The sequence below is a fragment of the Pseudoalteromonas sp. MIP2626 genome, assembly GCF_013414205.1.
Taxonomy (GTDB): domain Bacteria; phylum Pseudomonadota; class Gammaproteobacteria; order Enterobacterales; family Alteromonadaceae; genus Pseudoalteromonas; species Pseudoalteromonas nigrifaciens.
On sequence record NZ_JAATTW010000015.1, the window covers coordinates 46,659 to 68,207 of the forward strand.

Here is a 21,549-nt window from a genome sequence, read left to right on the forward strand (position 1 = left end):
GTTATTCCTTATAAAATTAATTATACGGCAGCAAACCCCACCGCAATGTTTAGTGACTGCCTTCTTCGATGAAAGCTTCTTGGCTAATTTTAGCTATGTCTTTGTCTTCTTTGGTTAAAATAGTTTTTTGCCACGAACCTTGAGCAAACCACGCATAGGTAATAAGCGCAATAACTACGTTGGTAATGGCAAATGAATACCAAATACCGTGATCTCCTAATTGCGTATGTTTAGATAAAATATACGCCGCAGGAAACTGTACAACCCCCTGTGATAACAGGGCAACTAACATAGCATTAAGCATATTGCCAGATGCCCTAAAAGCAGCCACGACACAAAGTTGTACACCAATTCCCCCCCAAGTTAAACACATTATGCGAATAAATTTTGCGCCTTTAGCGATTACAGCCCCATCATCGGGAATAAAAAATGCAACTAAATGCTCGGCAAAATAATAGGCTACCCCTCCCACAAACGACAGGCCTAGTAAGCCCCATAAACTAGCAAGCTGAGTTATTTGCGCAGCGCGTTTGGGGTTTCCTGCGCCCATATTTTGCCCCACTAATGTAGACACAGCCATCGACAAACCCATTGCTGGGATCATCACCATTTGTAAAACATTGGAGCCAACACCGTAAGATGCAATCGTTTGCGTGCCAAAACTTGCCACTAAAAAAGACATGATAATTAAACCAAAAGCACGAGCCGACAATTCAATTGAACCCGGAGCGCCTAAAAAGAAGGCTTGTTTTATATATTGCCAATCGGGGTAAAAGCTTTTTAGCTGTAATTGAATACCATGACGGCCGCGTAAAAATATAATTACCCCAGCAAGTGCAGCTAAGCTCTGCGTTACTAAAGTTGCCAGTGCAGCTCCCATTACCCCTAAGCCTTGAAAACTGCCATAGCCAAAAATAAATAACGGATCGAGTACAAAATTAAGCAACACGGTCACGCTCACAATAATTAGCGGTACTTTTGTTTGGCCAATACCACGCATTAACGATTGGAACATGGCATAAATAAATACAAAAATAACCCCAATAAACGATACATGCATAAACTTAAGTGCATCGCCATAAACAGCGTCTTCTACCCCTAAAAGGGTTAAAAAATAAGGCGATAGCATATAACCTATGCCCCCCAGCACTATGGCTGTTAGCGTCACCATTAACATAGTTTGCGCGGCAACATGATTTACTTTGTCTTGCTGCCCTGCTCCCATATATTGTGCCGATAAAATAGCTCCCGCCATCGCCAAACCTGCACCTATGGCAATGACTAAAAAAGTAACAGGCATACTAATAGACACAGCAGCAACTTGCGCAGCCCCTAAACGCCCCACCCAAAAAGCGTCAGTGAGTTGATACGCCGACTGTAAAACATTGATTAAAATTATAGGAATACCTAACTTAAGCAGCGCTTTAGAAATTGAACCATGAAGAAACAGCTGCTGGGTAGCGTTCATTTAACCTGCTTAATATTGAAAAGGAGACATAAAGATAAGTTTAACAAACTTGGCTGATTTTATTCTGAATATTACCTAAATAAGTCAATAGCTTTTGTTATGTACTGTGGAGAAACTTAATCTAAATCAATAAATGATTTTGCTAACTTCAAACATTTCTGAAACCTTGATCTAAAACAAGTTATTGTTTGTGTTAATGAATAATAATAGCGGCAATCACAAAGTAGTTCTTGGAGAACAACATGAAAACTAAATTAAGCATTGCATTACTCACCTCTTTATTAGCACTCTCTCCTGCTGCACACGCTAACTTTAGCGTAAACGTGGGTGCTATAAACGTAAACCCTGATAGTACTAGCTCACCAATTAACGAAGATTCTGCCCGAGGACTTAATCCGGGTTCAGATACTCAGTTAGGTATTACTGTTGATTATGCTTTTAATGAGCAATGGGTGTTAGAGTTAATTGCAGCTACACCGTTTTCACATGATATAAATGGCGCGGGTGGTTTAGCGGGCAATAAAATAGCTAATATTAAGCATTTACCTCCTTCGTTAGTAGCGCAATATCACTTTTTAGATTCAAGCTACGCGTTTCGCCCTTTTGTTGGTGTAGGTGTTAACTATACAACTTTCTTTGATGAGCAACCTTCTCAAGCACTAAAAACAGTACTTGGAACAGATGATGTAGAAGTTAAACTTGATGATTCGTTTGGCTTTGTAGCGCAAGTGGGTGCTAACTATAAAATAGATGAAAAATGGGGCCTACACGCTATGGTTTCAATTATGGATATTGAAACTGATGCAACTGTCTATGCCGATGGCGCTCAAGCATTAACGTCAACCGTTAAAATTGACCCAATTGTGGCGATGTTTGGGGTTAAATACAGCTTTTAATAGTAATAAGCATGTGTGTTAAAAAGGCCGTAAGGCCTTTTTTTTTCAACTATTGATTATTACTCATAACTAACCAGAGCTCAGGTTAACTATTATTATCGTGGTAAATTAGTTACTTTTTTCTGCTCTAACATTTCTTTCCAGTGCATTACTTCACTTGGTAAAATAGGGGCTACACCTTTAAAGTCAGCTACTTCCAGCATTTCTTCAATGCTAATTATGCCCTTTTTACTTTTAAATACGCCGCGCACATAAGCAATTGCGTGTAAGCCACGCTGAGAGTGAAATTTTTGCTCTATATAAAAGTACTTATGATCCCAGCCCACTAAACGGGTGCTAATTGTATAACGCTGCATAGGTTTTATATCGCGAATATAAGTAATAGCAGTCGCGTTTACAATTGGAAACCAACGACGTTTTAATATGTGCTTTAATAAACCCACCCGCTCTGTCATCCAAGTGCGCGATAAATCCATCATAGCCAAGTAACGTGAATTAGTTAAATGTAAGTTTATATCGCAATCTGTAGGTAGGGCTTTGTAATCAATATTTACCGTATCAAGTAAGTGTTGATAGTCATGGTTACGTTTAATTTTAAAAAACAATAAAATAAGTCGAATGTATAAGTTCACGGCAGAGGTCTTACCAGTTAAAATTAAATTAAGTGTATCACACGCGTTTAGCCAAAGTTTACTTTATTAAAGTAAATAACTATAAGCTACCCGCGCACGTTTAAGCTTATAGTTATTACTTTGCGTTACTAAACTTTTACTGTTTTACGATTAATACCATAATCACGTAACTTGTTTGCCACCGCGGTGTGGCTTAAACCAAGGCGCTTTGCTAGTTGGCGTGAGCTAGGATAAGCAGGATATAGCTTACGTAATAACGTAGCTTCAAAGCGTTTAACTGCTTGATCAAGTGAGCCTTCAAAATCTGATTCTAAATACCCTAAATCATGGGTAAATGTAGGGAGCTGTAAATGCTCAACGCGTAATTCACTGTCATCTAACAAAGACACAGCACGGTAAATTGCGTTTTCTAATTGGCGCACATTACCCGGCCACGGATAATCTTGTAAAAAGCTTAAACACTCTTGTGATAACAACGGCACGTCATGACCATTTTGCTGTGCGTACTTTTGAATAAAGTGCTCAGCAAGCGGCCCCACATCGGCTTTGCGATCTCTCAGTGGTGCTATTTCTAGCGTTAAAACGTTAATACGGTAATATAAGTCTTCCCTAAAAACCCCCTCTTGTACCATAGCAGGTAAGTCTTTTTGAGTGGCAGCAACAATACGTACATTAACTTTTACTTCGTTTTCATCGCCTACTTTTCTAAATGTGCCATCTTGTAAAAAGCGCAGTAACTTGGTTTGTAATTGAGTAGACATTTCGCCCACTTCATCCAAAAATACAGTACCGCCATCGGCTTGTTCAAGTACGCCACGTTTTGGCGCGGCGTTTTCTTCGTAACCGGCATAACCAAATAATTCAGATTCGGCCACATCATCGGGTAACGAAGCACACGACAAAGCAATAAAAGGCTTAACAGAGCGATTAGAAGCGTAATGACATGCACGTGCGAGCAACTCTTTACCAGTACCGGTTTCGCCAGTAATTAAAATAGGCGCTTCTAACTGCGCCATTTTACGTGCTTCACGCACTACTCGGCGCATTGCAGTGCTAAAGTTATGAATAGTAGCAAAGCTCTCTTGTCCATAGCGTCTAAAAGCACTTACTTGTTGGCCTAAGCGACTTTGCGATTTAATATTTATTACCGCCCCGGCTAACACATCGCCTTCGTTACTTTGCGGAACAGCAATGGGTAAAATATCCGCAATAAAATCTTCACCTGCCACTTCTACGCGCGTAGTTTGGCCAAGTACTTCTTTACCCTCAAGCCAGCGAGTAAAATTAAAACCTTTAAGTAAGTTATTAATATTGGCACCAATAACTTCTTTTTCTGTTAGTTGTAAATCTTTGCACGCTGCGTCATTACATAAACGCACCCAACCTTTGGCATCTATTGAAATAACGCCATCGGGTAGTGCTCTTAGTAGTGTATTTAATTCGTTATGTTCACGCTCTGAGGGTAAAAATGCCGTGGTGCGTACATCATGCACACCATCAATTAAGCGAATTGATGGCATGATTTTTTGAAACTGCTCAAATTCTATTTCAGGAAAGCTAACATACATACGACAATTAACTGAGTCGACTTCAATCCCTTTTAAATCAACATTATAGTTAACTAAAATATTAAGGATTTCTTGAGCAATACCAACTCGATCCGCACAATGAATATCTAAACGCATACAGCCTCAAATAAGGGGAAACTATTTGCGCTGAATAATACGCTAACTCTGATCAGCTGGATAGTTTAATGTAAACAAATTTGGACATATATGCATTTTTTTTGCTTGAGCTAAATATAAAAAAATAACTCACCCTCGGGGATATAAAGTCCACTCACCGCCATCTAATTGAATATATGGACGTTTATTAACATACATCATTATTGTTCCGGCGTTTTCTGCTACTTTTTGCGAAGTGGGTAACTGGCTCACTAATTCTGCCATATTATTACTTTTCCCTGCAAAGTAATTACTCTTCATCACCTTAGTTATCAGCTCAGATAGAGCAAAGTAGCTGCTTGTATTTGTCACTGTTATTTGCGACATACGAGGCAGGTCAGGACCTATAAATTTAACAATACCAAGTAGATAAATCAGTTACCAATTCAGTATACACTATACCCTCTTAACCTATGTGCAATCTGAGATGCTTTAGGAGGGCTATGCTCAACTAGCTTGACCGCTAATTTATCGTACGATTTAGATGCTAACTGGGATTTTGGTTAAGTATTGACTTGCAGTCAAAACGTCAAAAGTAATCAACGTTATCCGCTAATGGGTTTTATTAGTTTAAGTGAAAAACTTATGTTTATAGGGAATATTACAGCCCGTCAAACTATATAGGTATTTCATTACCATTAAGTTATGACGCACGTTAAGGTGAAAATTTTATCTACCTGATTAAAATCAGTATTTCCTACCCATAAACTAAATCGAACACAATCGACTTTTAAGAGCCTAATTTAGGGCAGCTTTCTATATGTTACTATTTCAATCCTGTTTACGGCACATTAGCATTCCCAGGCAAACCTATAATACCTTATGCTGACTTTTAACAAGGTTTGTTGTGTTTAAACCATAAAGCTTAACACTTCCCCTCGCACTAAGGTCTATGTATACTAATGCGCAATTGTAGCTAGGATAAGGGTGTGACTCTTACCTACAGCTTTACTACCTTAACGGCAAACCATTACCTTAGCTGCATTAAACAATACTGATGGTCGAGCATTTAGCGTGTAATACATGGCGCTAAATAGCTAAAGCAAAAATATATAAGGCCATTACAACAATACTTAAAGTTAGGAAGTAAATATGAGTTCAGCTCCAGATAGTGGTTGGTTTGGCCACCCTAAAGGACTTTCAACCTTGTTCTTCACCGAAATGTGGGAACGAATGAGTTATTACGGTATGCGAGCTATGCTCGTATTATTCATGACAGCAAGTTTACAACAAGAAGGCTTAGCCTTCACCGTTGCTTCAGCTGCTGCTATTTACGGTTTGTACACAGGCGCAGTATACTTTTTAGGCTTACCTGGTGGTTGGCTAGCTGATAGATTATTCGGCGGTCAAAAAGCGGTTTGGTATGGCGGTATTATTATTATGTGTGGCCACATTATTTTGGCTATTCCACATGATTACTCATTTTTTATTGGTTTAATTTTTGTAGCAACGGGTACCGGCTTACTAAAACCAAATATCAGCGCCATGGTTGGACAACTTTACAGTGATGCTGATGAACGTCGTGATGGCGGGTATGCTATTTACTACATGGGTATTAACTTAGGTTCATTAATTGGTTATTACGTTTGTGGTTACTTTATGGAAAATCTAGGTTGGCACTGGGCGTTTGGTGTTGCAGCTGTTGGTATGGCTATTGGTTTAGTGCAATACAAGCGCTCACTTAAAAACTTACCTGAGCATAGTGCTCTACCAGCTAATCCTTTAGGTCCTAAAGGTACTGCTCGCGCATGGGGCAGTATTGCTATGTTTATCATTATAGCGGCTGCTATCACTACCGCCGCTATGACTGGCGCTATAATTATTAATCCAACGGTAGTTGCAGGTTATACTGCGATTGCATTCACTATTATTTTCTTTGTTTATTTTGGTCTTATCTACTTTAAAGGTAAGTTAACCGATGCTGAAAAACAAAGAATGTGGGCACTGTTTTTAGTATGTATAGCTTCTGCCTGTTTTTGGTCTGGCTTTGAGCAAGCAGGTTCATCATTAAACTTATTTGCACGTGATTATACTGACCGTCTTATTGGTACTTTTGAAATCCCTACAACTTGGTTTCAGTCATTAAACTCGCTGTTTATTATTGCGCTATCACCATTTTTTGCAGCGCTTTGGATCAATATGTCAAAGCGTCTTGTTTCACCATCTTATAGTGCAAAATGTGCTGTTGGTTTAATTATAATGGCAACAGGTTTCTTAGTTATGTTTATGGCAGCGCATTATGCGGCTGAAGGCCTAAAAGTAGCACCTTACTGGCTTGTTACTACCTACTTTTTACACACTGTGGGTGAGCTTTGTTTGAGCCCTGTGGCATTAAGTGCTGTAAGTAAGTTATCGCCTCGTCGCTACACAGGCCAAATGATGGGCGTATTTGTATTAACTTATTCTATCGGTAATATCATTGCAGGATTACTTGCTGGTAACTTCGATCCAAATAATGTTGATGAAATACCTAACTTATACCTACAAATAGCATTATTTAGTATTGGTGTTGGTGTTATTTTAGTACTAATGACCTTTAAATCTAAAGTGTGGGAAAGACAGGGACTAAGTGAGGAAGCCTAGTAGTTAAAGTATTTAATTAAACTATTTGTTAATTAAATATCTATTACCCAACTTTTAATTACTTCCCCATAGCAGTATGGGGAAGTTTCCTCTTGATAATCTTTTATTGCTTAGTTGTTAACTGGTATTATTTAGCCAATTGATTACTGATTAGATTTTTAGGGATAGCGGGTAGATGCAATTGTTCACTTTGTATAAAGTAATTTTAGTTGTTTTTTTCATTGGTTTTTTATCTGCTTGTGGTGGCGCTGGCGATCAAGTCACTCCTAATCCTAATAACCCTTCCACTCCCCAAGCTAACGTATTACTTATTACTGGTGCAGGTTTATCTGCCACTATTAACGATAACTTTAAAATTGAAATTCCTGCCAATAGTGTTAACTCTGATACAGAGCTTACTTATATTAGTATTGAGCAAGACGAAACGTCGCAGAATCAAAATATTATTTCTAATCTACATAGCTTAACTCCCGCAGGGCTTTCACTTAGTAATCCTTTTACAATTTCCTTAAAAATCCCTGACGATTACGCATTAGGCGGCCAACTTTATATTGCCCGTTTAAACGCTACAACTTGGGAAACTATAGAGAACTCTCGTGTTTTAAATGGTTTTGTTACAGCTCAAGTTAATCAGTTAGGCACATATGCCATAAAAATGCAGCGTAAAGAACGCACTGCCAGTATAGGCCCTACCTGTGATGTAAACAGCACTGAGCAATCTATTCGCTTTGTACATATTGCCGACTTACATGCTCGATTTGGTTATCAAGAGCAATTTTTTAGCCGAATTAAGGCATATCATAAAAAGGTTTTAAGCGAATCACCTCATACTTTATTTACCGATGGTGGAGATGATTACGAAAAAGGCACTGTAGCTGAGCAAATATCACAAGGTTTAGCGACCGATGAAGCCTTAAAAGCAATGAAGTTCGATCTTCGTGTAATAGGTAACCATGACTATGCTTGGGGCCCTGAAAAATTATTAGGCTTCTCAAAGGATGATAATGCCATTGTACTTGCCAGTAATACACGCTACGAAGGCGAACAAACACAAGATTTTGCAGCAGTAGGTTTTGCTAAAGTACAAGTAGGCTGCATTACACTCGGCGTATTTGGTATGACATCGGTCCCGTGGAACGAGCTAGATAGACCACTACAAGATGACCCTATTCCTGATTTTATCAAACAATTTAAAATGAGCTGGCAATGGCAACAAATAGCACAAAGTATTGTTAGTCAGTACAGTGATGAAGTAGATTATATGCTGATGTTAAGCCATTTAGGTGAAGGCCTTGATACTAAAATCGCACAAAGTGTGAGTGGTATTGATTTGGTTTTAGGCGGTCATACCCATGGCGGTGAGAGCTTTAATACCCTTGATAATGGCGCTATTGTTATTCAACCTAACTTTTACGCTAAGGGCATAACCGACTTAAACTTAACGTTCGACACTAGTAATAAAACGCTCAAAAATGTTGACTACAAAACAGTAAAAACCGACACCATTACTGAGCGAGACACAACCACACAACAAGCCATCGACACAATTATGGGCCGTTATGCTCCCGATGCACAAACTGAAATTGCAATATCAGAAAACTACTTAAATGCAATGCAATTAGCAGCAGTCACCGCTGCAGCCGCTCAGCACTCAAGCAGCACTATTTCAGCAGCTTTACTCAACCCTGAGTTAGTGCAAAAACGTTGGACCCCTGGCGCCCTAACACAAGAGGACTTTCATAAAGCTTACTACGTAGAAAGGCAGCCATCTAACACCCCAGGCTTTAACTCTTTATATAAAGTCACGGTTAGCGGCAATGATTTAAATGCTATGTTAGCCAATCAACCTGATTGGTTTTTACTAGCGCCTGAAAATATTCAAGCATCAAATAACTACAGTGTCGCACTTTTTAAAGGGGCAGCTCTTAATCCTGATTTATTTTTTAATGGGGTTACTTTTAATGATGTAGCACCGATAGCCGAGGCTTGGTGGCTTCTGGATCAATACGCACGTCATAGAACCACTCAATGCTTGCATATTGATACAAATACGCCACTCAATGCCTGCCAAGACATTGCTAATATCACTATTTGGAACTTTGATGATGTTAGCGATCCGCTTAAAGCCGACTTAGGCCCATCAACTCTTAGTTACTTTGATCCTGACAATAAAGGCTGGGGTCCTAAAAAGACCACCTTTGCTAGTACTAGCACATTTAATATTAGTGATTTAGCTGATGGCGCATCAACTGTAATGGCATTTACCGATCACTCTCCTAACGAAGGGCTAAAGATTGAGTTAAATACCGCGCCAAATGGGGATTTTGCAAACCAAGGAATGGTGTCTGACTACACTTTAGTGATGGACATTTATTGGCCTTTTGCAGCAAAAGAAATATACAGAGCACTAGTTCAAACCGATGCAACAAATGATTTGAATAACGACGCCGACATATTTATTAATCCTATTGGTGGGTTAGGTGCATCAACCAGCGACAGTGGTTATTTTGGCACATATGAGCCTGATACCTGGCACCGTATAGCTTTTGTATTTTATACCGCACCAAGCAATGGCGTATTTGAAGTGTATATTGATGGTGAATTTGCGGGTGTTAAAAGAGACGGTGAAATAGGTAAACGCTGGGCACTCGATCAAGCCGTATTATTATTAACCGATAATAACTACGAAACCGAACCGGGTTATTTAAACGCACTGCTTTATGCTGGTCGCGCAATGACTCGCAGTGAAATAAAAAGTATGGGTAACGCGCAACAAAAGCTGACTTTTAAGCAAACAACCCGAGAGCTTAATCAAAGTGTTGAACGCCATTACCAACTTGCGCCTGCAATAAAACCTAATTTATGGTTAGAGCAACGTAGCAAGTTCTTTAACAATAGCAAACCGTAAACAATTGAATACAAAAAACCTTATTTTTACTAGGGTAAAAAAAGAGATTTAAGTTAGCTTAAATCTCTTTAAAAACAAATAAACCACAATACAATCAACAACTAAAACTTAAACCACTATACTTATTCAAACGTTTTTATACATAAGCGCATTTAAAGTACACAGCAAAAAAGTAACTTACTGCTAACCGTCCTATAAAATTTACACACGCGCTGTTTACTAAATAACAACGCCCTCTTCCCCAAAGTACAAATTTAGTTAATCATCTACAGCAATACGACAACAAATAATCGCAGTGCTTAATTGCGGGAGTAATGATAATGAGTGAAGTAAATAACCCTTTAGGTTTAGTTGGTATCGAATTTACCGAATATGCAACACCTGATGCAGATTACATGGATAAAGTATTTACCGACTTTGGCTTTTCAAAGCTAAAAAAATTCAAAGGTAAAGACATTGTTTATTACAATCAAAACGATATTCATTTTTTATTAAATAACGAGCGTGATGGCTTTTCGGCACAGTTTGCTAAAGATCATGGCCCGGCTATTTGTTCTATGGGTTGGCGAGTAGAGAATGCGCAAAAAGCATTTGAAGCAGCGGTAGAGCGCGGTGCAAAACCAGCAACCGACTCGGCAAATAAAGATTTACCTTACCCTGCAATTTATGGCATTGGCGACAGCTTAATTTACTTTATTGAGCAATTTGGCGAAAAAGGCTCTATTTACGCACAAGACTTTGAAGATCTAACCGAGCAAAACGTGGTTGACGATAAAGGCTTTATTCGCATCGACCATTTAACTAATAATGTTTATAAAGGCACCATGGAAAAATGGGCTAACTTTTATAAAGATGTATTTGGTTTTACAGAGGTTCGCTACTTCGATATTAAAGGCCAAAAAACAGCGTTAATTTCGTATGCGCTTAAATCGCCTTGTGGCACCTTCTCTATTCCTATTAACGAAGGTAAAGGCAACGATAATAACCAAATCGATGAATACCTTGGTGAATACAATGGCCCTGGCGTACAGCATTTAGCATTTTTAACTGACGACTTAGTAAGCTCACTTGATAAGCTTGATAAGTCGACTATTGCAACTTTGGATATTATTCCTGAGTACTACGATACTATTTTTGACCGTGTACCTTGGGTTGCTGAAGATAAAGAAAAAATTCGTGAGCATCAAATTCTAGTAGATAGCCAAAGTGAAAACTGTTATTTACTACAAATTTTCTCTAAAAACCTATTTGGTCCTATTTTTATTGAAATGATTCAGCGAGTTGACGATGGTGGCTTTGGTGAAGGTAACTTCCAAGCACTATTTGAATCAATTGAACGCGACCAAGAGCGCCGTGGCGTTTTATAAGTAGCTAGTATTTATATTTTAAAAGCAGCGTAACTCGCTGCTTTTTGTCGTTTTACGCTGATATTGAGTAACAATTCTACTCTGTCTGTTTAAATCGTGCTATTCATCACCATATAAGCTGTTAATAATAGATGTTTTTAATCTTTATATGCTTATTTAATAAATTGATATTTATACTGATTAGCACGACCAACTAAACCAAAGGAAATGTAATGAGTTTAATTAACGAAACCCATGATATAAATTTAACAAGCTGGGTAGCCTCTGCAAACGTTGCAGATTGCGACTTCCCTATTCAAAATCTACCTTTTGCTGAAGTTCGTCGTAAAAATAGCAACGAAGCTTTTCGTGGTGCTGTCGCTATTGGCGATCAGGTTATCGATTTAGCAAAACTAAATGAACTTGCTATTTTTAGTGGTGATGCGCAAACAGCCATTGCTGCTGCAAGCAACACCACGTTAAATGAATTTATGAGCCTTGGTCAACAATATTGGTCAGCACTGCGTTTAGCATTATCTAAAGCGCTGCGTGAAGGCTCTGAGCATCAGGCTAAATTAAGCGAAGCGCTTATTGCACAGGCTGATATTGAATTTGCATTGCCGTGTCACATTGGTGATTACACCGACTTTTATACCTCTATTTACCATGCAACTGCTGTGGGTAGCTTGTTTCGCCCAGACAACCCATTACTACCTAACTATAAATGGGTACCTATTGGCTATCATGGTCGCTCATCATCTATTGGGGTATCGGGCCAACAATTTCATCGCCCTAAAGGCCAAACCAAAGCGCCAGATGCTGAAGTGCCATCGTTTGGGCCATGTAAACGCCTTGATTATGAACTAGAAGTAGGTATTTACTTAGGTAAAGGTAACGCATTAGGCGATGCTATAGCGATTGAAAATGCTGAAAACCATGTATTTGGCTTTTGTGTATTTAACGATTGGTCAGCACGTGATTTACAAGCGTGGGAATATCAGCCGCTAGGGCCATTTTTAGCTAAAAACTTTGCATCAACGGTATCACCTTGGATAGTGACAACTGAAGCGCTAGCACCATTTAGAACAAGCTGGACGCGTGATGAAAACGATCCACAACCATTAGATTATTTAGAATCTAAAGCAAACCGTGAACAAGGCGCGTTTGATATTCAAATGGATGTAAAAATTCAAACTCAGCAAATGCGTGATGAAGGTCATACACCAACGCGTGTATCAACCTCAAGCTTTAAGCATTCATACTGGACAGTTGCGCAAATGGTAACGCACCACACTGTGAATGGCTGTAACTTTATGCCAGGCGATATGCTGGGCTCGGGCACACAATCGGGCCCAACCCATGAAGAAGCAGGCTCGTTACTTGAGCTTTCTCGTGGTGGTAAAGAAAAAATCACGCTGAGCAATGGTCAACAACGTAGCTTTTTAGAAGACGGCGATAACGTTATTATGCGTGGCTGGTGTGAAAAAGAAGGTTACGCACGTATTGGTTTTGGCAGTGTAGAGAGTACTGTACTGGCTGCAAAATAATTTAAAAATAAATTATTTTGCTAAAAAGGATGGCATTTATTGCCGTCCTTTTTTATTAATTCAGTCACAGTTACAATTTTTTTCTAGCTTTTTAAACTCAAATTGCTATCTTAGCTTGGTTAATAGCCAGTATTTATGTGTCATGCCTATATTTATAAAGTCTTTTTTTGAACAGCTTTTCCCCTCTCGTCAACTACTTATTCGCCAAAATGGTGAAGTTAAGCATGTAGTTTTGGCGCCTTGGCTGCAAATTTTTATCGTATTACTTGTATTAGTTACGCTTAGCTGGGTAAGTATTTCAAGCTTTCGGGTTTACTCACAAACTACAAAAATATCAGATATTGAACAAACTCAACTCGATGAGCAAAAACAATGGCAACAGCAAATCAATGAGCAAAAAACACGCCATGACGAACAAATAGCACAATTAGCCGAGCTTGAACAAAAACAAGCTTTACTACAAAGTATGATCGAATCTCTACCGGTTTCTCTTAGTAAAGATGTTATAAGGCTGGGTGACGAGCTTGAATCTCCTCTTGAAGAAGATCAAAGTGAGTTTCATGAACCTTTAGTCGACGACAGTACTCAAAGTAAACAGGTGCAAAATACGCCCACTACTACATTTGCTGCTCGCTATGCACAGCTAAACCAGTACTACGAGCAAAACTTTTTATTGCTTGAAAGTCAAATAAACCAACGTCATAACGCCATTTTAGCCATGCTTAAAGGTGCAGGGCTAGAGTCGGCATTAGCGCAACATATAGCGTTAAGCGAGCAAACAACCGCTCAGGGTGGCCCGTTAGATGTATTTGATGAAGCAAAAATCCCGGCCACATTTTTAGCTATTGCCGATAAGTTATTAGTACTTAATAACCTAGAAAACTTTTTAAATGAACTGCCTAATACCTTACCGCTGCCAGCTGCAAAGTATTATATTTCGAGCAACTTTGGACTGCGAAAAGATCCAATGAACAGTCGCCGCGCCTTTCATAAGGGCGTTGATTTAGCCGGCTGGCATAAAACTGAAATATTCGCTCCTGCCGACGGTACTGTACTACGCGCTGGACGCAATGGCGGTTATGGTAACTTCATAGAACTTGAGCATAAAAATGGCTTGGTAACACGTTTTGGTCATTTAAATAAAGTTAATGTAAAAAAAGGCCAAGCAGTCACCAAGCACGACGTAATTGGCTTAATGGGTAGCACTGGCAGAAGTACCAGTACTCACTTACATTATGAAGTGCTCATTGATGGCAAGCATGTCAACCCTCTTAAAATAACAAAGGCGCTCTCTCGTGTTTGGTAAAAAAAAGCAAGTAACAAATAACGCTTCATTAAAACGCGTTAATCACGCTCCTTCTATTATTTCAGAAGATATGCGCCTTACTGGGTCAATAATAAGCCAAGGTGAAGTGCAACTTGATGGCCGCATTGATGGCGACATTAAAGCTACTCATTTAGTAATTGGCACTACAGGCGTAGTTGAGGGTATTGTTGAAGCGACAAGCGTGATTGTTAAGGGCAAAATAATTGGCTCATTAAATGCCAGTGAAGTTAACATTAAAAATAACGCTCATGTGCATGGTGATATTTTTCACGATACGCTTAGCATAGAAGCTGGTGCAATTATTGAAGGTAATTTAAAACAGCGCTTTGAAAAAGAAAACTTACCACTTATTAATGATGAACCAAAGCCAGTGAGCGATGTAAAGCCATTAATTAACGAGGACGATATAGGCTTGTCATTCGTAAATAAGCAAGCCCCTAATAAAAGCTAGTTACTTTTTAGCTGTAATGTACATAGTAATATCTGCAGTGAATACTAGCTCATTGCGGGTATTATATAATTTTACTGGCACCACTAAGTCTTCTTTATCTAGCCACTGGTGCGGTAAATCAATCTCTGCAATAGCAGTTACATCGGTATCTACTTTAGCTAAATACCGTACCGTCATACCTTTTGGGATCCAACGGTGAGTTTTAACCGGTACCGTGGCATCCACCATCACTCCAGCACATAACTCGGCCAAATTACATTGCGCTATTGCATGTATTGTACCTATATGATTATGAACCCTACGACGGTTTTTAACCCGCGCACTACAATGCCCTGCTTTTAAATTAAGTATGTAGGGTTTCATCGAGCCAAAGTATGGCGCTTTAAAACAGACTATTTTTGTAAATAACCAATGCCCAAAGGGTAGCTTTTTAACAATACGCCATGCTGTTAAAACTGAAGATTTATTGCTCATTATTATTTTCCATCGTTTATTCTTTTGCAAAAATAACACATCAGACCAGTTTAAGGTAGTGTCTTTAAAAGCCCCTTTTAGCTATTTAACATGAACTCTGGTTAAGAGATTTACTAACGTACTGAATCATAAATTTATTTTCTCTAGCAAGAGATTTCTGTGACAACAAGGCTAATTTACGCGTCAATAGCTGGCCTATTGCAAGTAAATTCAACGCAGTTAACGCTGAAAATAGCAGCTTGAGATAAGTTTATTATCCAGAGTTAAGATTATTTAAATTAAAAAGTATCAATGTCGACGATACTAAGGGTCATAAGCCCTTTCTTTTTTATTAGTCCCCCCCTAAAATACGCGACAAAAGGAGAACTAATGCAAACACAGCCCGCTAAACCAAACTTAACTTTATTACTTATATTAGCGTTACTCGTTATTTTTTGCCCTATGGCTATTGATATTTACTTACCTGCATTTCCAACTATTGCTGAGCAATTTTCTGTTTCAGAACAGCAAGTACAACAAAGTGTTGCTATTTTTATGCTCACTGTAGGCTTAGGGCAATTAATTGCAGGCCCTCTTGCTGATAAGTTTGGCCGTAAACCGGTCGCTGTCATTGGTATTAGCCTGTATGCGGGCTCTGCCTTGTTAGCCTATTATGCTCCTTCATTTAATATATTACTGCTCGCGCGTGCTTTACAAGGATTAGGAGCATGTGCCACTTTTGTGGTTGCTTTTGCCATAGTACGTGACAAATACGGTGCACAGCGCAGTGGGCAAATGATCACTTATTTAAATGGTATTATTTGTTTTATTCCAGCATTAGCGCCCATTTTAGGGGCATGGTTAACTGTGCAGTTTGGCTGGCGGATGAATTTTTTATTTTTAACTCTTTTTGCCATTTTTGGCTTAGTTATAACCTTATTATTTTTTAAAGAAACGCGCCCAGCAGACAGCCATTACCAAGGCCATATTTTAGATCTGCGTCGTTTTATACCCATTATTAGCACTCCCATATTTTTATTTAATAGCTTACTTTGTATGGTCGCAATGTCGGCAATACTGGTGTATGTAACACTTGCGCCGGGCTGGTTAATTACTCACTTAGGCGGCACTGTTGCTGACTTTACCTTTTGGTTTACACTCAATGCGGTATGTAGCATTGTGGCGAGCTTTATAGCGCCTATGTATATTAAAAATAATAGCCAGCGTGCTTTGCGTCTTGGGGTTGGCTTATTGATTTTTTCGGGGGTATTAATGCTTGCGCTTAGCACAATACAAACTGCGCTGGCACTTATGTTACCTATGCTTATTGCTGCACTTGGTTTTGCTTTAAGTTTAGGCTCAGCAGCTGGTATGGCACTTTCTCGCTTTGCAAAACAAGCCGGAACCGCTTCAGCGCTACTTGGCGCAATGCAAATGAGTGGTGCGAGTATATTAGTGTTTGCAACACAGTTTTTAGGGTTAACTACACCCTGGCTAATAGCCTTTCATTTATTATTGTTACTTCCTCTTTGGCTTATTTTAATAAGTAAAAAAGGACATGCTTTACACCCAACTCAAGGCTGATCATGATAAACCCTGATTTTTTAGTTTCTTTTTTACTGGCTAGTTTTTTAATTGCGGTGGCCCCTGGGCCTTCTAATGCCTTTTTAATGGCGCAAACCTTTGCTAATGGCCGTACGGCAGGAATGCAAAGTGCGTTTGGTTTTGCTCTCGGTGGAGTAGTACATACATTTTTTGCTGTTGTTGGCTTAACCGCCATACTTAAGGCCTCAGAAGTAGCTTATAGTGCAGTGCAATATGCAGGCGCTGCTTATTTGTGCTACCTAGGGATAATGATGCTTAAAAGCACTTTTATAAAAGAGCCTATTGAGCAAACAGACAAACCACATATAACTACGAAGAAAAATAAAAATGTAATGTTTCAAGCTATGATGACCGAAGTACTTAACCCTAAAGTGGCGTTGTTTTTTATCGCGTTTATTCCACAATTTGTTGACCCAACACTTTCCTCGGCTACTTTTCAGCTCGCCTTTTTTGGTTTGTTGTACCCACTTTTTGCTTTTCCGATTGATTGCGCTTATATTTATTTTGGCGATAAAATTGCGCGCTTTTTTAGAGATAACCCAAATAGCCAAACTTGGATAGATAGGCTCACCGGCATTGTTTTCATTGCCCTTGCTATTAACTTATTACTTTAACAATAAAAAGAATTTTTTATGGACCAAAAAATACAATCGCTACCGGCTAAAAAAAATATTGCACTAGTAGCGCACGATGGTAAAAAAGCGGCTTTAAAATTATGGTGTATAAAACACCTAAACGCACTAAGCGAGCATACATTATATGCTACAGGCACCACAGGGCATTTAATTAATAAAACCACAGGGTTAGATGTGATTCAATTGCTTAGCGGCCCAATGGGAGGCGATCAGCAATTAGGGGCAAAAATTGCTGAGCATGAAATACATATGCTGGTATTTTTTTGGGATCCGCTGGCATCGCAACCCCACGACCCAGATGTTAAAGCGCTACTGCGTTTAGCGGCAGTGTGGAATATACCGGTTGCCTGTAATGAAGTAAGTGCTGATATGCTGCTAAGCTCGCCATTAATGAATGTTGAGCTTGAGCGCACCTTGCCAGATTACGAAAAGTATTTAGCAACCCGACAAATAGATATTTAATATTTAATGGCTTAGCTGTAAAGCATGCTAGCCCATTTAGTTAAGCCGGCGGTTACACTACCAAAGTGATCGCCATTAACCATTTTAATATCACCTAAATGTTGGCTAAGCGCCGCTTTAATAAGGGGCGACTGTGCACTACCACCGGTTAAATAAATAACATCGGGCGTAGTATTTGCATCATTTATAGCTTGCTTCGCTAAAGTGACTATTTGGCTAATGCTATCATCTACCGCTAAGGCTAAATCACTGACTGAAACATCTTTACTTAACGACGCATCTAAAAAGCTAAGATCACAGTTATAATTAGTGGCTGAAGTTAGTGCTATTTTAGCAGCCTCAGCTTGTTGTACTAATTGATGCCCTTGCCTATTTTGCTGCAAATGTATTAATCGTTTAAATAGCTCTGGCGCGCTCACATCACGCAATTGTGCGCTAAGTTCTCTATGATGGTTAGCACTATAAAATTGGCTTTGTAAGTTTACATCGTTAATTTTACAGGCTTGCCAAAAAGCTTGATTAGGCAAAGGTAGCCCCGATTTAAACGTACTGCCTAAGCCTAAAAGCGGCATTAAGCCATAGTAACTTAAAGCTATGTCTAAATCGTTTCCACCAATACGCTTACCACTGTGAGCTAAAAAGTCAGCATCACGGTCACTTTTATCCCGAAAGCTTGGCCCCATTTGCACAAACGAGCAATCGCTGGTACCGCCACCAATATCGATAACCAGTACTTTTTGGTTTTGTGTTAAGTTGCTCTCGTAATCAATACCGGCCGCCAGTGGCTCGTATAAAAATGCGACTTCTTTAAAGCCGGCACGTTTTGCAGCGCGCTCTAAAATACCAATTGCTTGCTGATTTGACTCATCACCGCCTACCGCCTGAAAGTTAACCGGACGACCAATAACGGTTTGCGTTAACGTTTTGCTTAGTGATTGCTCAGCACGTTGTTTTATTTTTAAAATCATTGCGGTGGCAATGTCTTCAAAAAAGTTAATTTGTCCTTGTTTTAAACCTGTAGCGCCAAAAAATGATTTTGGTGATTTAACAAAGTAACCCTCTTCAGGAAATTGCACATACTCGCTAATTGCTTCGCGGCCAACAAATAAGGTTTCGTCTGTGGGGTGTAAATCTAAGTCAGATTTAATTCGTGGTAATGAATTTAGCAGTGCTTGGCGCTGAGTTTTAAACGCAAGTTCATCGCTGCTACCTTGTAAATGCTTTGCAACATAGTCAACTACCAACGCACTATGGTGGGTATAAAGTGTTGAAGGTAGGTAATATTTTCCTTGCTCTAACGGCACTAATTGAACGTTACCCTCGTTCATTACACCCATAGCACAATTAGAACTACCATAATCAAAACCAACAAACATATATCACCATACATCACTAAAAAGGCCGCGCAATTTAGCATACCTAGCAATAAATATATACTCATATAGAGCTGAATAATTGTTAGGGTGACTCTCTCACACGTAAAAAACTAGCAAAACGAGGTAAGCCATTTTTTGTTAAACCATGGAATCGATAAGTAATGGTGCTACCCAATGCTGGCGGGCTTTCGCGCTCGGCATCGCTAAATCCGGTGCCAATTGAAAACAGTTGCCCTTGCGGTGTTTTTACTCTTAACGATCCTAACATGCCTTGGTATTTACCTTTACCCGGTAGGTATGCAATCACTATTGCTTCTGCATCTAAGTAGGGCTTTAATTTTAATAGCGCATCGCTGCGCCCATCGGCATGTTTAGCGCTTGCTAAATGCAGCATAACGCCTTCGCCACCTTGCGCTGTTATATTTTTAAAATAGTCAGTTAATAATTGATTGTTAGTAAACTGATACTGCTTAACAGCTTTTATATGAGGTGAATTTAAACCCGTAACAAGGCGGTTGTAATTATTGTAGCGCTGGCTAAAAGGCGCGTTTGCATCTGGCATATCAAATACTTGATACGTAATACTTTGCCAATCATGATTGTTAGGGATTTTAGTGCGCACAATGCCACTGAGCACCGCAAAGTGCTGATGTTTAGTCCACAGTTCACCATCAAGCCATACTTTTGGTAAGGGCGCTGTAAACCATTCTGGCGCGTTTATTACATTACCTTGCCGAGTGACAAACTGTTCACCTGTCCAAATTGCCCTTACACCATCAAACTTTTCGCTGACTAAATAGTTACTTACATCGCTGTGCTTAGTTTCATCATATACTTTAGCAAGCAGTACTTTGGGCAATGTTGCACTCACAATAGAGCTAAAAAGTACTGCTGTGATTAAGGTAATTAATTTAATATAAAACATCAGCGCGTCCAAGCAAGGTAATGTGGCTTAAACTATAGTTGAGATTGTAGCCATTGCCAAAACTCTTGCAGATCATTCATACGGTAACTGGCTTGGCTAAAGTCATGGTTTTTTGTATGATTATTAGCAATCGCCACCACACTAACACAGGCGTTGTTTGCTGCAGTTACTCCGGTAAAGGTATCCTCTACTGCTATGGCATGTTTAGCAGCTACATTTATCTTTTTGAGTGCTAATAAGTAAGGATCTCCGGCCGGTTTAGGGTTATTAACATCATCTTTAGTGACTACTGCGTCAAATAGGTCATAAAAGCCAAGCCCCTTTAATATTGGCTCTGCTTCGTGGCGAGCGCTGCCTGTTACTAACGCCATTTTTAAGCCGCTGCTTTTAACCGCTGTTAATGCTTGTTCTGCAAAAGGCATTAGTGTTGGTAAATTGGTTTTTACATATTGTGCAAATAAACGGTATTTTTCATCGGCTAAATAGTCACTGCTAACCGATAAGTTATGCTGTTGCTTTATATCATTTGCAGCTGCGAGCGTTGGCCGCCCCGAAAAACGCTGGCAAAACTCACCCTCTTCGTAGTTTACATTAAATGGCGCAAGTACCTGCCTCCAACATGCAAAGTGCATGCTTTCAGAATCGACTAACGTGCCATCCATATCAAATAATACCGCTTTTAAAGTCATTTTTATTCCTTATCACAGCGCTAAAAAAGGCGCCTAAGCGCCTTTAACATGTTTATTAGTTACTCTGTTAAACCCGCCGGTGGCTCACCAGTGGCTTCTTCACCTGTTTCAACATCAACCAACTCATAACCACGTGCTTTACGCGCCACTTTTAAAACTGGCTTTTCAAACGCTGTTTTTAATCGCTCAGAATCAGCTTTTAATTCATCAAGCGATGTACCAAAAGGAGCCGCACCGGTTTCAGACCAATTAGTTACTTTACCATTAAGATTATATTCTACTTCATGTATTTGATACTGCGCTGCTTCATCTTTTGTGGCTTCACAAAAAATCACTCGGTAGTTCCAAAATCCAGCCATTTTTTATCTCTTTATTTAGCAAATCAATTAACGTTACTTTAGCAGTAATATTAATGAATATAAACGAAAAAGCCCGCTATAAAAGCTAATGCAGATCGTTTAAGCTAATTGAACGATCTTTCAGAGGCTTCATAATAGGCTACAACAGAAGTTGTGGCCTATT

At 39.3% G+C, this 21,549-nt stretch carries 18 protein-coding genes and 1 pseudogene; 10 read left to right on the forward strand and 9 right to left on the reverse strand.

Translation table 11 applies throughout. From position 1 onward, the window contains the following. Nucleotides 1–49: 49 nt before the first annotated feature. On the reverse strand, nt 50–1,468 hold the full coding sequence (locus HC000_RS08725) for an MATE family efflux transporter (RefSeq protein ID WP_011328811.1): 1,419 nt from the start codon (nt 1,466–1,468) through the stop codon (nt 50–52). 242 nt (nt 1,469–1,710) lie between these two features. Here HC000_RS08725 and HC000_RS08730 point away from each other — a divergent pair, with 242 nt between their 5' ends. After that, nucleotides 1,711–2,364 carry an OmpW family outer membrane protein gene (locus HC000_RS08730; protein WP_179807455.1) on the forward strand — a complete coding sequence of 218 codons (654 nt, stop codon included), beginning with the start codon at nt 1,711–1,713 and terminating at the stop codon, nt 2,362–2,364. A gap of 95 nt (nt 2,365–2,459) precedes the next feature. On the opposite strand, the gene HC000_RS08735 is transcribed toward HC000_RS08730, so the two are convergent. The 3 genes and pseudogenes from HC000_RS08735 to bcsG form a co-directional block, all read right to left on the reverse strand. After that, on the reverse strand, nt 2,460–2,996 hold the full coding sequence (locus tag HC000_RS08735; RefSeq protein WP_179807456.1) for a thioesterase family protein: 537 nt from the start codon (nt 2,994–2,996) through the stop codon (nt 2,460–2,462). 128 nt (nt 2,997–3,124) lie between these two features. Further along, complete coding sequence (gene tyrR / locus HC000_RS08740; protein WP_011328814.1) at nt 3,125–4,681, reverse strand: transcriptional regulator TyrR; 1,557 nt, start codon at nt 4,679–4,681, stop codon at nt 3,125–3,127. 129 nt (nt 4,682–4,810) lie between these two features. Next, a pseudogene (gene bcsG / locus HC000_RS08745) lies at nt 4,811–5,077 on the reverse strand (cellulose biosynthesis protein BcsG); the annotation flags it as partial. A 735-nt stretch (nt 5,078–5,812) separates the two neighbouring features. Here bcsG and HC000_RS08750 point away from each other — a divergent pair. From HC000_RS08750 to HC000_RS08775, 6 genes are all read left to right on the forward strand, one after another. Then, the gene (locus tag HC000_RS08750; RefSeq protein ID WP_179807457.1) at nt 5,813–7,303 is read left to right on the forward strand and encodes a peptide MFS transporter; all 1,491 of its coding nucleotides are present in this window, start codon (nt 5,813–5,815) and stop codon (nt 7,301–7,303) included. A gap of 175 nt (nt 7,304–7,478) precedes the next feature. Beyond that, complete coding sequence (locus HC000_RS08755; RefSeq protein ID WP_179807458.1) at nt 7,479–10,211, forward strand: metallophosphoesterase; 2,733 nt, start codon at nt 7,479–7,481, stop codon at nt 10,209–10,211. A gap of 320 nt (nt 10,212–10,531) precedes the next feature. Beyond that, nucleotides 10,532–11,578, forward strand: coding sequence for a 4-hydroxyphenylpyruvate dioxygenase (gene hppD / locus HC000_RS08760; protein ID WP_179807459.1), 1,047 nt, complete (start codon nt 10,532–10,534; stop codon nt 11,576–11,578). A 212-nt stretch (nt 11,579–11,790) separates the two neighbouring features. Further along, on the forward strand, nt 11,791–13,104 hold the full coding sequence (fahA, locus tag HC000_RS08765) for a fumarylacetoacetase (protein ID WP_179807460.1): 1,314 nt from the start codon (nt 11,791–11,793) through the stop codon (nt 13,102–13,104). A gap of 142 nt (nt 13,105–13,246) precedes the next feature. After that, nucleotides 13,247–14,410 carry a M23 family metallopeptidase gene (locus HC000_RS08770; RefSeq protein WP_179807461.1) on the forward strand — a complete coding sequence of 388 codons (1,164 nt, stop codon included), beginning with the start codon at nt 13,247–13,249 and terminating at the stop codon, nt 14,408–14,410. Continuing rightward, nucleotides 14,400–14,882 (forward strand): polymer-forming cytoskeletal protein, encoded by a 483-nt coding sequence (locus tag HC000_RS08775; RefSeq protein WP_179807462.1) that lies wholly within the window; start codon nt 14,400–14,402, stop codon nt 14,880–14,882. Before HC000_RS08770 ends, HC000_RS08775 begins: the two co-directional genes overlap by 11 nt. On the opposite strand, the gene HC000_RS08780 is transcribed toward HC000_RS08775, so the two are convergent. Next, nucleotides 14,883–15,356: a hotdog fold domain-containing protein gene (locus HC000_RS08780; RefSeq protein ID WP_058373868.1), complete on the reverse strand. Its 474-nt coding sequence runs from the start codon at nt 15,354–15,356 to the stop codon at nt 14,883–14,885. It lies immediately after the preceding gene. A gap of 369 nt (nt 15,357–15,725) precedes the next feature. Here HC000_RS08780 and HC000_RS08785 point away from each other — a divergent pair, with 369 nt between their 5' ends. The 3 genes from HC000_RS08785 to HC000_RS08795 are packed head-to-tail and all read left to right on the forward strand — an operon-like array spanning nt 15,726 to nt 18,037. After that, entirely contained in the window at nt 15,726–16,919 is a 1,194-nt protein-coding gene (locus HC000_RS08785) for a multidrug effflux MFS transporter (protein ID WP_179807463.1), read from the forward strand. 2 nt (nt 16,920–16,921) lie between these two features. After that, complete coding sequence (locus tag HC000_RS08790) at nt 16,922–17,554, forward strand: LysE family translocator (protein WP_179807464.1); 633 nt, start codon at nt 16,922–16,924, stop codon at nt 17,552–17,554. 18 nt (nt 17,555–17,572) lie between these two features. Then, nucleotides 17,573–18,037, forward strand: a complete 465-nt coding sequence (locus HC000_RS08795; protein ID WP_011328832.1) for a methylglyoxal synthase — start codon at nt 17,573–17,575, stop codon at nt 18,035–18,037. 11 nt (nt 18,038–18,048) lie between these two features. On the opposite strand, the gene yegD is transcribed toward HC000_RS08795, so the two are convergent. From yegD to HC000_RS08815, 4 genes are all read right to left on the reverse strand, one after another. Then, on the reverse strand, nt 18,049–19,413 hold the full coding sequence (gene yegD, locus HC000_RS08800) for a molecular chaperone (protein ID WP_179807465.1): 1,365 nt from the start codon (nt 19,411–19,413) through the stop codon (nt 18,049–18,051). An 82-nt stretch (nt 19,414–19,495) separates the two neighbouring features. Further along, a complete protein-coding gene (locus tag HC000_RS08805) occupies nt 19,496–20,338 on the reverse strand; it encodes a DNA ligase (RefSeq protein ID WP_179807466.1) in 843 nt (280 codons plus the stop codon). 32 nt (nt 20,339–20,370) lie between these two features. Next, nucleotides 20,371–21,027: an HAD family phosphatase gene (locus HC000_RS08810; RefSeq protein WP_179807467.1), complete on the reverse strand. Its 657-nt coding sequence runs from the start codon at nt 21,025–21,027 to the stop codon at nt 20,371–20,373. Nucleotides 21,028–21,086: 59 nt separating this feature from the next. Then, nucleotides 21,087–21,386 (reverse strand): hypothetical protein, encoded by a 300-nt coding sequence (locus HC000_RS08815; protein WP_011328836.1) that lies wholly within the window; start codon nt 21,384–21,386, stop codon nt 21,087–21,089. Between the last annotated feature and the right edge of the window lie 163 nt (nt 21,387–21,549).

Bases quoted from the DNA above. Each gene is read 5' to 3' on its own strand.
- HC000_RS08755 (WP_179807458.1), top strand. From the start codon at position 7,479: ATGCAATTGTTCACTTTGTATAAAGTAATTTTAGTTGTTTTTTTCATT.
- HC000_RS08730 (WP_179807455.1), top strand. From the start codon at position 1,711: ATGAAAACTAAATTAAGCATTGCATTACTCACCTCTTTATTAGCACTC.
- HC000_RS08750 (WP_179807457.1), top strand. From the start codon at position 5,813: ATGAGTTCAGCTCCAGATAGTGGTTGGTTTGGCCACCCTAAAGGACTT.
- hppD (WP_179807459.1), top strand. From the start codon at position 10,532: ATGAGTGAAGTAAATAACCCTTTAGGTTTAGTTGGTATCGAATTTACC.
- HC000_RS08725 (WP_011328811.1), bottom strand. From the start codon at position 1,468: ATGAACGCTACCCAGCAGCTGTTTCTTCATGGTTCAATTTCTAAAGCG.
- HC000_RS08815 (WP_011328836.1), bottom strand. From the start codon at position 21,386: ATGGCTGGATTTTGGAACTACCGAGTGATTTTTTGTGAAGCCACAAAA.
- tyrR (WP_011328814.1), bottom strand. From the start codon at position 4,681: ATGCGTTTAGATATTCATTGTGCGGATCGAGTTGGTATTGCTCAAGAA.
- fahA (WP_179807460.1), top strand. From the start codon at position 11,791: ATGAGTTTAATTAACGAAACCCATGATATAAATTTAACAAGCTGGGTA.
- HC000_RS08770 (WP_179807461.1), top strand. From the start codon at position 13,247: ATGCCTATATTTATAAAGTCTTTTTTTGAACAGCTTTTCCCCTCTCGT.
- HC000_RS08790 (WP_179807464.1), top strand. From the start codon at position 16,922: ATGATAAACCCTGATTTTTTAGTTTCTTTTTTACTGGCTAGTTTTTTA.
- yegD (WP_179807465.1), bottom strand. From the start codon at position 19,413: ATGTTTGTTGGTTTTGATTATGGTAGTTCTAATTGTGCTATGGGTGTA.
- HC000_RS08795 (WP_011328832.1), top strand. From the start codon at position 17,573: ATGGACCAAAAAATACAATCGCTACCGGCTAAAAAAAATATTGCACTA.
- HC000_RS08785 (WP_179807463.1), top strand. From the start codon at position 15,726: ATGCAAACACAGCCCGCTAAACCAAACTTAACTTTATTACTTATATTA.
- HC000_RS08810 (WP_179807467.1), bottom strand. From the start codon at position 21,027: ATGACTTTAAAAGCGGTATTATTTGATATGGATGGCACGTTAGTCGAT.
- HC000_RS08805 (WP_179807466.1), bottom strand. From the start codon at position 20,338: ATGTTTTATATTAAATTAATTACCTTAATCACAGCAGTACTTTTTAGC.
- HC000_RS08780 (WP_058373868.1), bottom strand. From the start codon at position 15,356: ATGAGCAATAAATCTTCAGTTTTAACAGCATGGCGTATTGTTAAAAAG.